Annotated in this window: 11 protein-coding genes, 1 tRNA gene and 3 pseudogenes; 9 read left to right on the top strand and 6 right to left on the bottom strand. The window is 55.7% G+C overall.

What is annotated here, in order from left to right:
* The first annotated feature begins 263 nt into the window (after positions 1-263).
* Positions 264-911, top strand: a complete 648-nt coding sequence (gene alkB, locus ACLQ7H_RS07870) for a DNA oxidative demethylase AlkB (RefSeq protein ID WP_411752183.1) — start codon at positions 264-266, stop codon at positions 909-911.
* Here the strand turns inward: alkB and ACLQ7H_RS07865 are convergent.
* Entirely contained in the window at positions 873-1,829 is a 957-nt protein-coding gene (locus ACLQ7H_RS07865; protein ID WP_411752182.1) for a LysR family transcriptional regulator, read from the bottom strand. The genes alkB and ACLQ7H_RS07865 overlap by 39 nt on opposite strands.
* An 85-nt stretch (positions 1,830-1,914) precedes the next feature.
* Here ACLQ7H_RS07865 and ACLQ7H_RS07860 point away from each other — a divergent pair, with 85 nt between their 5' ends.
* The 8 genes from ACLQ7H_RS07860 to ACLQ7H_RS07825 all read left to right on the top strand — a co-directional run bounded on the left by ACLQ7H_RS07860 (position 1,915) and on the right by ACLQ7H_RS07825 (position 10,625).
* Complete coding sequence (locus tag ACLQ7H_RS07860; RefSeq protein ID WP_411752181.1) at positions 1,915-2,544, top strand: alanyl-tRNA editing protein; 630 nt, start codon at positions 1,915-1,917, stop codon at positions 2,542-2,544.
* Positions 2,545-2,689: 145 nt separating this feature from the next.
* Complete coding sequence (locus ACLQ7H_RS07855; RefSeq protein WP_411752180.1) at positions 2,690-4,315, top strand: TIGR04028 family ABC transporter substrate-binding protein; 1,626 nt, start codon at positions 2,690-2,692, stop codon at positions 4,313-4,315.
* Between the two features lie 22 nt (positions 4,316-4,337).
* The gene (locus ACLQ7H_RS07850; RefSeq protein WP_411752179.1) at positions 4,338-5,282 is read left to right on the top strand and encodes an ABC transporter permease; all 945 of its coding nucleotides are present in this window, start codon (positions 4,338-4,340) and stop codon (positions 5,280-5,282) included.
* Positions 5,279-6,169: an ABC transporter permease gene (locus ACLQ7H_RS07845; protein ID WP_411752178.1), complete on the top strand. Its 891-nt coding sequence runs from the start codon at positions 5,279-5,281 to the stop codon at positions 6,167-6,169. Before ACLQ7H_RS07850 ends, ACLQ7H_RS07845 begins: the two co-directional genes overlap by 4 nt.
* Positions 6,166-7,809, top strand: a complete 1,644-nt coding sequence (locus ACLQ7H_RS07840) for a dipeptide ABC transporter ATP-binding protein (RefSeq protein ID WP_411752177.1) — start codon at positions 6,166-6,168, stop codon at positions 7,807-7,809. Before ACLQ7H_RS07845 ends, ACLQ7H_RS07840 begins: the two co-directional genes overlap by 4 nt.
* Complete coding sequence (locus ACLQ7H_RS07835) at positions 7,806-8,852, top strand: putative FMN-dependent luciferase-like monooxygenase (RefSeq protein ID WP_411752176.1); 1,047 nt, start codon at positions 7,806-7,808, stop codon at positions 8,850-8,852. The genes ACLQ7H_RS07840 and ACLQ7H_RS07835 overlap by 4 nt, the downstream gene beginning before the upstream one ends.
* Positions 8,849-9,949, top strand: a complete 1,101-nt coding sequence (locus tag ACLQ7H_RS07830) for an alkylhydroperoxidase domain protein (protein WP_411752175.1) — start codon at positions 8,849-8,851, stop codon at positions 9,947-9,949. Before ACLQ7H_RS07835 ends, ACLQ7H_RS07830 begins: the two co-directional genes overlap by 4 nt.
* Positions 9,950-10,121: 172 nt before the next feature.
* Complete coding sequence (locus tag ACLQ7H_RS07825) at positions 10,122-10,625, top strand: hypothetical protein (protein WP_411752174.1); 504 nt, start codon at positions 10,122-10,124, stop codon at positions 10,623-10,625.
* A 225-nt stretch (positions 10,626-10,850) separates the two neighbouring features.
* On the opposite strand, the pseudogene ACLQ7H_RS07820 reads toward ACLQ7H_RS07825, so the two are convergent.
* From ACLQ7H_RS07820 to ACLQ7H_RS07800, 5 genes and pseudogenes are all read right to left on the bottom strand, one after another.
* Positions 10,851-11,254: pseudogene (locus ACLQ7H_RS07820) on the bottom strand (IS66 family transposase); the annotation flags it as partial.
* 27 nt (positions 11,255-11,281) lie between these two features.
* Positions 11,282-11,608, bottom strand: a pseudogene (gene tnpB, locus ACLQ7H_RS07815) (IS66 family insertion sequence element accessory protein TnpB); the annotation flags it as partial.
* A 244-nt stretch (positions 11,609-11,852) separates the two neighbouring features.
* Positions 11,853-12,557, bottom strand: a complete 705-nt coding sequence (locus ACLQ7H_RS07810; RefSeq protein WP_411752173.1) for a hypothetical protein — start codon at positions 12,555-12,557, stop codon at positions 11,853-11,855.
* 751 nt (positions 12,558-13,308) lie between these two features.
* Positions 13,309-13,518: pseudogene (locus ACLQ7H_RS07805) on the bottom strand (phage integrase central domain-containing protein); the annotation flags it as partial.
* A gap of 289 nt (positions 13,519-13,807) precedes the next feature.
* Positions 13,808-13,883 (bottom strand) — tRNA-Asn (locus ACLQ7H_RS07800).
* Positions 13,884-13,947: the final 64 nt, after the last annotated feature.

Genomic DNA, 13,947 nt, shown 5'->3' with positions numbered 1-13,947 from the left:
GAGGTGTAGTAATACATCACGCCGAACAGCAGGGAAGCGACGACGGAAAGTATGATGCCCTTGATCACCAGCGTTCCTGATTATTTACCCGTCGTCTTTCAAACTACAGCGTTGTTGACTGCGCTTGAAATCCATAGGGTATAGATTAAGATCCAGCGGCTACTCTAAGGTTATTTATCTCGAACAACAACGAATTACGCAGGACTGGACAACAACGGCCAAGCGGTTAGAATTACACCTGTGTATTTATCCAGGTAAAGGCGATGACAATCGATCTGTTTGAAGATGCGCTGCCGCCGCCCTGGCGCGAGGAGATTGCGCCGGGGGCGGTGGTGCTGCACGGCTTTGTTCGCGAGCACGGCCCGGAACTGCTTGCGGCGGTCAACGGTGTGGTAGCACAGGTGCCTTGGCGGCATATGACCACGCCGGGCGGTTTCACCATGTCGGTGGCGATGAGCTGGTGCGGTAACGGCTGGAACAGCGATAGCAATGGCTACCGTTATTCGCAACGCGATCCCGGTAGCGGCAAAAGTTGGCCAGAGATCCCGGCAATTCTGCTGGCATTGGCCGATGAAGCGGCCTTGCAGGCCGGGTTCGGTCATTACGTCCCGGACTCCTGCCTGATGAACCGCTACGATCCAGGCAGCAAGCTTTCGCTGCATCAAGATATTGACGAGCATGACTTTTCCGCGCCCATTGTTTCGGTATCGCTGGGGTTACCGGCCGTTTTTCAGTTTGGTGGCCTGCAACGCAGCGACAGAACGCGGCGCATCCCGCTGGCCCACGGCGACGTGGTGGTCTGGGGCGGCCCGTCGCGATTGTGCTTCCACGGCATCTTGCCGGTGAAAGAGGGCTATCATTCGCTGGTGGGGTCACACCGCATCAATATCACCCTGCGCAAGGCGCTTTAACGCGGGTTCCTGGCCCAAACTCGCCACCAGATAATCGATAAACACCCGTAGCTTAGGGGGCAGATGCTGAGTTGGGGCATACAGCAGCCACAGATCGCCATGATAACTGCTGAGGAAATTCCACTCTGGTAACACCTGCACAATCTCACCGCTGGCCAGTGCCTGGCGGGCGGTAAAGTAGGGCAGGCTGCCGATACCGATATGCTGTTTCACCGCATCCAGCCGAACCCCGGTGTGGTTGGCGGCATAGCGCCCCCGGACATTAATCGAAACCGTCTTGCCGTTGCGGCGAAAACGCCAGCGCGCGTCGCTGGGCGTCTCCCCCAGATAAATGCAGCTATGTTCCGTTAAGTCCCGCGGGTGCCGCGGCGTGCCCTGTTGGGCCAGGTAATGCGGAGTGGCGCATAGCAAATGTTCGATGGTCATCAACGGGCGGCCGATCAGGCCCGGTGACGGGCGGTCGGTAATGCGCAGCGCCAGATCGACCCGATCGTCGATCAAATCCATGTAGCGGTCTTCCAACCGCAGATGAACATCTACCTGTGGGTAACGGCGTAAGAACTCTGGCATATGTGGGTGCAGAACAAAGTGCCCGACGGCCTTCGGTACGCTGACGCTAATCGTGCCTTCCGGCTCTGAGCTGCCCTGGCCGCTGAGGGTCAACACTGAGTTGGCGGCATCCAGCATGCTGCGGCAGCGCTGAAACACGGCCTCGCCTTGTTCACTTAGGCGCAGTTTGCGGGTGGTGCGGTGCAACAGCCGTACGTTCAGCGCCTGTTCCAGCCGGGCAACGCTGCGGCTGGTGGCAGAAGGGGAACTGCCCAACTGACGGGCGGCGGCGGAGAAGCTGCCGCTGTCCACCACCTGAACAAAAACGGCCATTTCAACCAGTAGTGCGGTGGAAAGATTTGTGCTCACGGCGCAAAGGTCCATTGTAGTGAAGACGGATTATCAGCCGATTATGGCACGAATATAATAACGGCGTTAACCAGGAGAAAGCCCCATGACCGAACGACTTTATTATTATCACGATGATTTGCAGCTCCAGGCTCAGGTACTCGCCTGCACGGCGCAAGAGGATGGTAGCTACGCGGTGCAGTTGGATGCCACGCTGTTTCACCCACAGGGCGGCGGGCAGCCGAGCGATAGCGGCACGATCGGCGGTGTAGCGGTGTTACGAGTTGCCGCGCAGGGCGATCAACTGCTCCATTATCTGGCTGAGCCGTTGTCTTGTGGCCCGGTCACGCTGGAGATCGACGGGGAACAACGTCACTTGCATACCCGCTGGCATTCTGCCGGGCATCTGATTGGCTGGCTGGGGGAAAGCAAGGGCTGGCAGCCGGTGAAGGCGCACCACTGGCCGGGGGAAGGGCGCATTACCTTTGCACCGGGTACACAAGCAACAGAACTGGAACAGGAATATTTGCAACAACGGCTGACGGACTTGATTGCCGCCGACTTGCCGCGCAGGCAGCAGGAACAGCAAGGCGTCCGTCAGGTTGGGTTTGGCGAGCTCCCCGCTTATGGCTGCGGTGGCACCCATGTGCGCTCGCTGGCGGCATTGGGCAAGGTGCAGGTTACCGCCGTCAAGATGAAGAAAGGGCAATTGATTGTGCAGTATCAGGTGGATTGAAGGGGCGTGCAGGCGCGTCCAACCGTTGCTTGGCGCGTTACTGCTTTTTCCATCATTAGTTAGCTAAATTAGTTCGTTCAACTTCGTGCCGTTTTGGTTTGTTATCTAACCCATAACAAACCGACATAAAGAAGGCACGGCACCCATGTTTAATTTTCCTTTCAAGACGTTAACCAGCGGACTGGCAGTGGTATTAGGCGCAGCGGCTGCGGCGAGCCCGGCCATCGCGGCGGTGCAGGGTGGCACTCTGATCTACCTGGAGCAGCAGGCCCATACCAATCTGTATCCCCCTTCCGGCGGGTTTTATCCCAACGGCGGTATCCTTAACCAGATCACCGATAAGCTGACCTACCAGAACCCGAAAACGCTGGAGATCGAACCCTGGATCGCCGAGTCCTGGTCCAGCAACTCTGATAAAACGGAATATACCTTCAAACTCCGCCCCGGTGTGACCTTCTCCGACGGGACACCGCTGGATGCCAACGCGGTAGCCAAGAACTTTGATACCTATGGTCTAGGCAATAAAGCGCTGCGCTTGCCGGTTTCCGAGGTGATCAATAACTATGACCACAGTGAGGTCATCGATCCGCTGACGGTTAAATTCTATTTCAAACGCTCGTCCCCAGGCTTCCTGCAAGGTACGGCGACCATCGGCTCCGGGCTGGTATCGCTCACCACGTTGAACCGCCAATATGATGAACTGGGTGATGCACGCCATATCATCGGCTCTGGCCCGTTTGTGGTAAGCGGTGAAACTCTGGGGCGCGAGGTCGATCTCAGCGTACGCCAAGACTATCGCTGGGGACCGGCCAAGCTGGCTCAGCAAGGGCGGGCCAATCTGGATGCCATCAAGGTGATCGTCACCCCGGAAGACAGCGTACGAATTGGCGCGTTGCAGGCCGGACAGGCGGACTTTATTCGCCAGATCCAGGCTTACGATGAGAAGCAAACTCAGGATCAGGGCTTTACGATCTATGCCGCGCCAACCCGTGGAGTCAACGACAGCATTGCCTTCCGGCCAGACAATCCGCTGGTGGCCGACATTCGCGTACGGCAAGCGCTACTGCATGCCACCGATAGCAAACAGATCGTCGAGACGCTGTTCTCCGCCAACTATCCACCCGCCAAATCGGTGATTGCCTCCTCGGCGGCCGGTTTTGTCGATCTCTCTGAAAAATTGACTTTCGATCTGGCGAAGGCCAACCGCCTGCTGGATGACGCTGGTTGGCAAAAGGGCAGCGACGGCCTGCGCCAGAAAGACGGTAAGCAGCTGTTGTTAACGGTGTACGAGTCGCTGCCACAGCCGCAAAACAAGGCGGTATTGCAGTTGGTCTCGCAACAATGGGGCAAGGTGGGGGCACGGCTGAATATCCTGGCAGGCGATGCGGGCAGCCGGGTGGCGGATAACCTCGATCCACAGAAGACCCCGGCTTCGGTGGTCGAAGTGGGCCGTGCCGATCCCGATGTGATTAAAAGTCAGTTTTACCCCACCAATCGTGATGGCCTGTTGCAGCAGGGGGGCACCAGCCAGAACAGTAAATTCATCGATAACTCACTGAATCAACTGCTGCTGGGGATCGCCTCTGAGGTGGATCCAGCCAAGCGCCTACAGATCGCCGGTGAGGCTCAAAAGTATCTGCTGGATCAGGCCTATGTGATCCCGTTCTTTGAAGAGCCGCAGGTCTTTGCTGGAGCTCCCTATCTGAAAGGCGTCAACTTTGAAGCCGTGGGGCGGCCAAGCTTCTATGGCGCGTGGTTAGAGAAACGGTAACGCCATATTCGAGGAGACATAGATGCTGAAATACCTGAGTGGCCGAACCGGGCAGGCGTTGCTGGTGCTGTGGGCGGCATTCACCCTGTCGTTTATCTTGCTGCAGGTACTGCCCGGCGACGCGATCCTGATTAAATTCCAGAACCCGGATATGGGCCTTAGCCCGGATCAGATCGCCGATATGCGTGCCGCCTACGGTGCCGATGTGCCTCTGTGGCAGCAATATCTGCATACGTTGGGCAATTTCCTGCGCGGCGATTTGGGCTATTCGATCCAGAACGGTGTGCCGGTGAGTGACTTGCTGGCTGCCAACCTGCCCGCCACTCTGCAATTAGCGGTACTGGGTTTCACGCTGGCTTTGCTGTTGGCGCTGGTGATTGCTTTTATCTCCAATCTGATCGGCTTTGGCTGGTTAAAAGCGGCGCTGCAATCGCTGCCTGCGCTGTTTGTGTCAGTTCCTACCTTCTGGCTCGGCATTGTGTTGATCCAGATCTTTTCATTCCGGCTGAAGCTGGTGCCCATCATCAATCCAGGGGAGTGGGTTGGCCTGCTGTTGCCGATCGCCACCTTGGCGATCCCAATCTCTGCTCCGCTGGCGCAGATCCTGATCCGCAGCATCGATAGCGTGCAAACTCAGCCTTTTGTGGCGGTGGCACGAGCCAAAGGGGCTAGCCGCAGTGGGGTGCTGTGGCGACATGTGGCGCGTAACGCCATGCTGCCGGTGCTGACTATCGCGGGCATTTTGTTTGGCGAACTGATTGCCGGGGCGTTGATCACCGAAACCGTATTTGGCCGCAGTGGCCTGGGGCAATTGACGCAGCAGGCGGTAGTGAACCAGGACGTGGCGGTGTTACAGGCGGTGGTGATGATCTCTGCCGCCGCCTTTGTCTTCCTCAATCTGCTGGTCGATCTGCTGTTCCCACTGCTTGATCCCAGACTGACAACCTTTGCAGGAGCGACCCGATGAGCAGTCTTCCGTTGGAAAAATCCGTGATGCCGGAACGCGATCTGTCCGGTGGGGAAACTGAAGGGAGTTTACGTACAGCCAGGCACGTTCAGCGGCGTTATCCGCTTAGCCTGTGGCTGGCCTGGATCGTGCTGGCGATCGCTGTGCTATGGGCGATCGCACCGGAGATGTTTACTGCATACAGCGGCACGGAAGGGATTGCCGGAGCACAACGTCTGGCTCCCGGGGGTGAACACTGGCTAGGCACCGACCCACTGGGGCGCGATCTTTACGCTCGGATCGTGTATGGCGCATCACACACTTTATCCGCAGCGTTGGTGGCCGTGGCACTGGGGCTGGTTGTGGGGACGTCGCTGGGCGTGGTCGCCGGGGCTTTGGGCGGCATCGTCGATGATGTTGTGATGCGTTTGGTTGATGTTTTGCTATCGATCCCTGGGCTGCTGCTTTCCTTGAGCGTGATCATCCTATTGGGCTTCGGCACGTTGAACGCGGCGCTGGCGGTGGGGATCTCGTCGGTGGCCAACTTTGCGCGTCTGGCCCGTGCAGAAGTGCTGCGGGTGCGGCACAGCGATTACGTTGAAGCGGCCTACGGCAGCGGCGGGCATTTTTGGGCGGTGTTATGGCGGCATATTCTGCCTAATTCGCTGACCTCGGTGATTGCATTCTCCGCCCTACAGTTTGGCAATGCCATTCTGGCGATCGCCACCCTGAGCTTCCTGGGATACGGCACGCCACCGCCTACGCCGGAGTGGGGCTTGCTGATCGCCGAAGGGCGAAACTACATCTCAACGGCCTGGTGGCTGACTACCTTTCCCGGCCTGATGGTGGTTGCCGTGGTGCTGGCCGCCAACCGTATCAGCCATGCATTAGGGAACACACGCCGATGAACCTACAGACAACCGTTTCACCAGTACCCTTGCTGGAGCTGGATAACGTTTCCATCGCCTATCAGCAGGGCAACAGCAGCCAGCGGGTGGTACACAACGTTTCCTTCACCATTCAGCCGGGGGAAGTCGTCGCCCTGGTTGGGGAGTCAGGCTCGGGGAAAACCACCACGGCCCAGGCGATTATCGGCCTGCTGGCGGAGAATGGCCGCCTGGAGCAAGGGGCGATCCGGCTTAATGGCACCGATATTGCACACTGGTCACCGCGCCAGTGGGAGGCGGTGCGTGGTGCGCAGATAAGCCTGATCCCGCAAGATCCCGCCAGTTCGCTGAACCCGGTTAAAACCATCGGTGAGCAGGTTGCCGAGATCATCAACATTCATCAGCGCCTGCCCCGCAAGCTGGTGCAGCTTCGGGTGGTGGAGTTACTCACCCGTGTAGGGCTGACTCATCCTGAATTGCGCGTGCGCCAGTATCCGCATGAGCTTTCCGGCGGCATGAAACAGCGGGTACTGATTGCCATCGCCATGGCGTTACGGCCCGCGTTGATTATTGCCGATGAGCCGACCAGCGCGCTGGACGTGACGGTGCAAAAGCGCATTCTCGATCTGATCGACGAACTGCGTCAGGAGTTTGGCACGGCGGTACTGTTCGTCACCCACGATTTGGGCGTGGCGGCAGAACGGGCCGATCGGCTGCTGGTGTTTCGTCAGGGCAGGGTACAGGAACAGGGGCAAACGACAGAGGTATTGCAGGCACCAACGCACGAGTATACCCGCCGTTTGTTTGCCGATGCGCCTTCGCTGACCTCCGTCGCCCCACCAGCGATTGTCAGTAAGGCGGAACCGGCAATCGTCGTCAACGAACTGGTGAAGGATTTCCGTTTTGCTGGCAGAGGCGGGCAGGCATTCCGGGCGCTGGATGGCGTGTCCTTCAGCGTGCAGCGCGGCGCTACTCATGCGCTGGTCGGCGAGTCTGGTTCCGGTAAAACCACCTTGGCCCGCTGCCTGCTGGGTTTTCAGCGGCCAGATGCCGGGCAAATCATCATCGACGGCGTCGATTTTACCCGGCTGAAGGGCGAGGCGCTACGCCAGTTTCGGCGGCGTATCCAACTGGTCTATCAAAACCCCTTTGCTTCGCTCGATCCGGCACAAACCTTGTATCAGGCGATCGAAGAACCGTTGCTCAACTTTGAGCCTGTCGCCAAGGCTGAGCGTTACCGGCGGGTGCGGGAATTGTTTGAGCGAGTGGCTCTGCCTGCAGAACTCCTGACGCGTAAACCACGTGAACTTTCCGGTGGCCAGCGCCAACGGGTCGCCATCGCCCGTGCTCTGATACTGCAACCTCGGGTGCTGGTATTGGATGAGGCCACCTCGGCGTTGGACGTCACCGTGCAGGCGCAAATCCTGCGTTTATTGCAGCAACTGCAGCAAGAACTGGGGCTGACCTACCTGTTTATCTCGCACGATCTGGCGACGGTGCGGCAAATCTCGCACAGCGTCTCGGTGCTGTGCCGTGGGCAACAGGTGGATGCAGGCGCCACCGCCGAGGTATTTGCTCTACCGGGCAGTGACTATACCCGCCAATTGATTGCGGCCATTCCTGGCCGTGCAATGTACCAAACTTTGAAGGATGCCTCATGAGCGCTAAACGTCTCGGCTTTTTTACCCGCCTGCTGGATAACGGCAGTGCTCAGGAACGTTACCGACTGGCCACCGAGCAGATTGTTCATGCCGAACGCGCCGGGTTCGACACCGCTTGGGTCGCACAGCATCATTTTCATCAGGATGAGGGCGGGTTGCCTTCACCCCTGGTTTTTTTGGCTCAGGCTGCGGCGCACACCCGACACATTCGTTTGGGGACGGGAGTGATCACTTTGCCGATGGAATCTGCGGTTCGCGTGGCGGAAGATACGGCGGTGTTGGATCTGCTTTCCGGCGGCCGGTTGGAAGTAGGGCTGGCGGCAGGCGGAACCCCGTCTTCGTTTAGCGCTTTTGGTATTGATGCTGAGCGGCGCAATGCGGCGTTTAACGATAATTTACGCATTCTGTTGGACGCCTGGGGCGGTGAAGCACTCGGCAACGTAGCTAACCGCCTTTATCCGGCTGCTCCCCAACTGAAAAAACGCGTCTGGCAAGCCACCTTCTCGGTTGAAGGAGGGATCCGGGCCGGTAAGGCTGGGGATGGGCTGATGCTGTCACGTACTCAACCCAGGCCGCAAGCTGCCCCGGATACGTCACTCGATGAGCTGCAAAATCCGATTATTGACGCCTACCTTGCCGCGCTGCCGCCAGGGGTAGAGCCGCGCATCATGGGATCGCGTACCGCTTTTGTCACCGAAGATCAGAACCGTGCACGTGATTTTGCTGCACAGGGGCTTAGCCGTGGACTGGAGCGTTTACGCGCCAGTGGGCATCAGGTGCAGGATGAGTCGCTCGACGGTCTGATCCGCGCTTTTGACGTGCATCTAGGTACGCCAGAGCAGGTGATCGCCTCGTTGCAACGGGATAGTGCGCTGGCCCGCGTCACCGACTTGGCGTTTCAGGTGCACTCTATCGATCCGCCCCATGCCTATATTTTGCGCTCCATTGAGCTGATAGCTCGTGATGTCGCACCCGCATTAGGGTGGCAGCGACGTAACCCTGCCACGCTTCCTTATTCACATCACGCTGAGGAAAACGTATGACCGACACCCAGGATCTCCTGGCCAGACTGGCTGAAATCACCCCAAACTCCCCTTTGGCACAGGCCAGAGCGACACGACAGGCGGCCACCGAGGGGATTGAGGCCAGCTATCAGAGACTGTTTGCGCCACAGGATGTGGGAGGTTTCGGGATTGCGGAGCGCCTGTTGTTGGCGCAACGTATCAGCGAATGGCACGGCGATCGGCAGTTGGCGGCGCATTATGGCCAATTGCAGCAGACTCAGCCCGCAGACGGCCCACGCTTGCAGGCCGCATTGGATCATGCAGAACGCCTGGTCTTCAAGCCTGCCGGAGCAGAAGCCAAACACTTACAGGCCCTGCAACAGGCGGGGTGGTCGTTGGCTGACATTGTCACGCTTTCACAGCTGATTGCTTTTGTCAGTTTCCAGAGCCGTCTGTTGTTCGGCTATCGCTTGTTGTCCGGATTGCCGGTCGCGACCAGTGGCCATGCTCCTGTCCGAGCCTCTGCCTGGCGCACCGCGAGTCATACAGCCAGTGGCCGCCATGCGCCGCCTGCGTTTACCCGCCAGGAGCTGGGATGGGAGCCCTGGATTGCCGCCAAGCCGTTGGAGGCGTTTGATGAACCGGGAAAAGCCTTATTGACCAAGTTCGGCCACGCTGATTCTGACTATTTCCGATTGTTGGCGCGCGATCATGCCGTGTTGGAACAGCGAACCATCACGGATCGGGGCATTTTCTACACCTCAGGCGGTTTGGCTCGCAAGGATCGGGAGTTGGCAGCGGCAGTGGCCAGCAAGGTGAACGGTTGTATTTACTGTGCTTCGGTGCATGCGCGTAAAGCGGCGCAGTTATCCAAAAGGGTAGAAGAGGTGCAGCGTCTGCTGGATATCGCGCCTGGAAGGATCTTGAGTGAAGGGCAGGGTGAGGATTGGCGTACGCAGATAGACTTTGCCGCAGCGCTTTCGGCCACGCCACCGCAGGCCAATGCGGCTCAACTGCACGCGTTACGTGAACAAGGGTTGGGCGAACTGGAGCTGTTGGACCTGGTGCAGGCGACGGCCTTCTTTGCCTGGGCCAACCGGTTGATGCTCACACTCGGCGAGCCTTATGACGATTGAGTATTCCGGTGTTAAACAGCGGAATAATGCAGTGATTGGCTAGATCCCATTCGCTCAAACTAATGGTGTCATTTCTTCCTGAGCCATTCTGTCATATCATGAATCAAGCAGACCAGCTCGCTTGCGCCTATCGGATTGATCGGGTGATGGTGAGCCACTGAAGAGGATTCCGATGCGTAATATTTTCTCTAAGTTTTTCTCAAAATCAAAATCTGAAATCTCTCAAACGTCAACTGAGTCACTCGATTATGAAAAAATGATTCACCTTGATGCTGAAGATTTAGCGGAACAGGGTATGGTTGATGCCTACCAGCAATTGCTGCCTGAACTGAGCAAGTTCATTGAACACCCGACTGAACTATCAGAAATTTTGGATACTGATGTTCCTGAGTACAAAGTTCGATGTGGCGGGCAGGAATACCTTATCTACTCCGCTGAAGAACCGGGCACCGAAGAGGCTAGTTGGGCGCGCGCCACTTATTTTTTCTTCCTTATAGTGAATAAACAACTTACCGGTACGGGTGTGCAGTTTTACGCCATAAACGCAGGGAACGATTTAGGGGGACTTTTTCTTTCACCCGAGCAGGCATTGTCAGCGCAGGGCGTTATTCCTCGCAAGACTGACTGGCCGTATAGTCCCGAACTGAGTGATCCATGGTTCGGCCAGTTTCATTGAGCCGTCATCTAGAATTTGTCAAAAAATTCCAGAGTGCCGAGATTTTTATTTAAAAAACATAAATTATGCGTTTGAACTCGCGCTTAACCGATCAGTGCCCACTGATTTTGACCTTAAATTCTAAGCTGCAGCAGTTTTGAGGAGGTTTTCTCTATATTCATTGAACGTAACCGAACGGTGAACTCGTGTTGCTCGATTAAATAATGTAATAAGCTGACGTGGTAATTAGCTGAAGCGTTTTTCGGCGTAGGGTAATAGCTCGTTGATCCGACTGTTGGGCCAGCTCGGTAAACGAGTCAGTACATCGCGTAACCAGATGTAAGGGTCGTGACCGTTGAGTTTGGCCGTTTCCAGCAGGCTCAGGATTGACGCCATTCGCGGCCCCGCGCGCAACGATCCTGCAAAGAGCCAGTTCTTGCGGCGACCGGACGCATGCCGTTTTCACAGCGGTTATTGTCTATGGGGACGCGCCCATCGTCCAGGTAGCGCAGTAACGCAGGCCAGCGTTTCAAGGTGTAGTCCAGCACCTTGCGCAGCCCCGAGTTGGGGGCCGCCTGCGCTTGTTGCAACAACAACCATTGATGGAAGACTTCCAGCCGAGGTTTCGCATAGCGCCGTCGCCACTGACGGGCATTTTTCAGGGCCTCAACCCGTTGCCAGTCAATGCCTTTCATCAACCAGTCGGCCTGTTCTGGTGACAGTCTCCAGGCAACCTCGCCCTGCCTGGGCCAGATAAAATGGCCCTGATGAAGGCGGCGAAGGCACAACCAGACACCGTGTTTGTCCCAGCGTAAGACTTTGATGCGCGAGCGGGCCTGGTTGCAAAAGACAAAGGCGGCTTCGCCTTGCCAGGGTTGGTGCAAGTGGTCGGTAATGTATTGCGTCAGGGTACCGTTGGCGTCGAACAATTGAGGATGAAGGGGTTTATGGCAAAATAACCTTTTTCCACGATGCTGACTTGCGACCCGATTACTCAATGCCACTACCGAGCCGGAAGCCAAGCGCGGCCAAACAGAAGCAAGATTGACAGGACAAACTGTATCGCGAATGGCAACATCTAAAGAGATTAGGGCTTCAGTCAGTTAAAGAATATTTCAGGAATGGCGCTGACGGAGCGTTAATTCCACAAATGTTTCAGGCGAAAATTGACCCTTACACGCGAGGATTGAACAACTTCAGCGCCAACTTCTGGCTTGAGTTACCGTGAAGTAACTCCTGCGTTTAAGTTTAAGGCAGATTCCCTAGCTTGATTGCCTGCAAAACCCCTTTGACAAAATCATTCGCTGCATCTTTGGAATTGGCTACGCTAGGGTTTTCTACATTCATCTTGAAGAAATAGTGCTCATTCCTGATCAGTGCCTGTGCCTCAATGCTTCCACAGCCACTCTCTTCACAGGGTACTCGCCGGTAATACAAAGGATCGCTGGTAGAAAGAGAGAACTTCACAGCAGGAGGAGACTTTTTTTCAAACTCTATGGCTAACACTGGATGTTTTGCACTAAGTTCGTTAAAGGCCTGAATCGTTGCTTCTTGTGTTTGCAGACCCAGCCTTTGTATCCCAAGCAACCTGTCTGCTAATTTATTGCCTCCAGCACTACCCAGGGACTGACTCACCATTTTATTGTCTGTTAAGCTCATTTCCAGCGAGCCATCTGACCGCTTGTAATACAAACCCACACTGGTTTCATTACATGAAATTGATTCTAACTGATAACCCGATAGTGTTGTGACCGCTTGCCCAGATGAGTCTAAAAAGACCCCGAGCATCTGAGCGTGACAGTCTTTATCAATACTTTGATGCACTTCACTGGGAATGCCGAGATTCAATGAACCATTCTGTGCATAAGACGCACTTATGAATACAGGAAGAATATAAAAAATCACTCCCACGAAGAGAGCAGCCATTTCTTTTGACGTTCTAGTCCTTTGCATTATTCAATCACTCCTGTTTGGGGATGGCTCATGGATCTTGCGAATATCCATACAAACAGCATGACATGCCCGTCTGCGATTATCCTGCGATCGCGTAAATTATGTGATTCTCTTCACTCTTCCCGTGACTCAGACCATGCCCGTAGCCTGCTACCAGCTCAGTGGGAACGTGGTTGTAAAATGCGATTATCGAATCTTAGCGCAGGGAAGGGCTTTCCCCTCGGCTGCCCTGACAGAGTTTCTTTCCTGACTCGATGAGGGAACTGCAGGCCATGCCACAAATTTTAGATTTTGTGTCGTATCCCTGACGCCGCAGGGCTTTATTGATGGTGTTCTCACTCATGACTTTAAACATGTCGTGGTCGTTGGGTAAAATGAATTGACCGTGTCCTGATAGCTGTTGTATTTACTTGAGGACGGCAATGGACTGGGTTGAAAGCAGCACCAGGTGCGGGGGGTTTATCTTGGCGCCTCGCTCGGAATAGCGGATACCGGCAACAGGATCACGCGCATCAGGAATGGTCCAGAGCGCATTCTCAAAATCAATCTCCCCCGCGGGCAAAATGTAACTCGCTGGAGCGGACAAAGACATACAAGTTAAAATGCAGTGCTAGGCGGGTCAGCAATCGCCCGTTATCCTGATTAAGCCGGGCAAGGAAATTGGGCCGTTGGGGAAGAGGGAGAGCAGGGTAGTGGCGCTTTTTCGAGGTGGCAATGGCTCCGCTCAAGTCAAGCGCCGGATTATATTTAATCATCTGGTTCTGTATGGCATAGCGCATGATACTGACGATGCGCGGTTGGTAACCGCATGATGACCCCCCAGAAATCCTTTGTCTTCGGTGGCTTTGAGGACGTACAGAAAATCAGCCGTGGTGATTTTGGCAATGGACAGTTTTCCCAAAGACGGGAACAGAGACATTTCAAGGTTTCGCAATATACGGTTTGAATGCGTGCAAGACCAGGTACGGTTGTTGTTGTGTCAGGTGCGAGCTATCTCTTCCCGAGTAATGATCGCCTTTCTGGTCTGTTTTCATGACGCCGAGTTTGTCTCGGGTCATTACCTTATGTCAATTCGGCGCGTGAGTCGTCGCGTAGTTTTCTGGCCAGTGTTAAAGAGATGGCAGGGTAGGCATCAAAGACCCGTTTCCTCTCCGTCGTGGCGGTACTTGAAATACCAGTGTTTTGAACTGTTGGCATGGTACTGAAATGCAAAAAGCCCGCTTAGTTGCCTAAGCGGGCTTCTTAAAATTTGGCTCCTCTGACTGGACTCGAACCAGTGACATACGGATTAACAGTCCGCCGTTCTACCGACTGAACTACAGAGGAATCGTGTGAACGGGGCGAATAATAGCGGTGCCGATGGGGCTTGTAAAGCATGAAAATGCACAAA

The organism is Serratia sp. (in: enterobacteria), assembly GCF_046715635.1.
Lineage (GTDB): Bacteria > Pseudomonadota > Gammaproteobacteria > Enterobacterales > Enterobacteriaceae > Chania.
Note: the sequence above shows the minus strand (reverse complement) of the source record. Positions and strands in the feature narration are given on the sequence as shown.

Excerpts from the sequence above, each read along its gene's own strand:
- ACLQ7H_RS07835 (WP_411752176.1), top strand. The coding sequence starts at position 7,806 with ATGAGCGCTAAACGTCTCGGCTTTTTTACCCGCCTGCTGGATAACGGC.
- ACLQ7H_RS07855 (WP_411752180.1), top strand. The coding sequence starts at position 2,690 with ATGTTTAATTTTCCTTTCAAGACGTTAACCAGCGGACTGGCAGTGGTA.
- ACLQ7H_RS07825 (WP_411752174.1), top strand. The coding sequence starts at position 10,122 with ATGCGTAATATTTTCTCTAAGTTTTTCTCAAAATCAAAATCTGAAATC.
- ACLQ7H_RS07845 (WP_411752178.1), top strand. The coding sequence starts at position 5,279 with ATGAGCAGTCTTCCGTTGGAAAAATCCGTGATGCCGGAACGCGATCTG.
- ACLQ7H_RS07830 (WP_411752175.1), top strand. The coding sequence starts at position 8,849 with ATGACCGACACCCAGGATCTCCTGGCCAGACTGGCTGAAATCACCCCA.
- ACLQ7H_RS07860 (WP_411752181.1), top strand. The coding sequence starts at position 1,915 with ATGACCGAACGACTTTATTATTATCACGATGATTTGCAGCTCCAGGCT.
- ACLQ7H_RS07840 (WP_411752177.1), top strand. The coding sequence starts at position 6,166 with ATGAACCTACAGACAACCGTTTCACCAGTACCCTTGCTGGAGCTGGAT.
- ACLQ7H_RS07810 (WP_411752173.1), bottom strand. The coding sequence starts at position 12,557 with ATGCAAAGGACTAGAACGTCAAAAGAAATGGCTGCTCTCTTCGTGGGA.
- ACLQ7H_RS07850 (WP_411752179.1), top strand. The coding sequence starts at position 4,338 with ATGCTGAAATACCTGAGTGGCCGAACCGGGCAGGCGTTGCTGGTGCTG.
- alkB (WP_411752183.1), top strand. The coding sequence starts at position 264 with ATGACAATCGATCTGTTTGAAGATGCGCTGCCGCCGCCCTGGCGCGAG.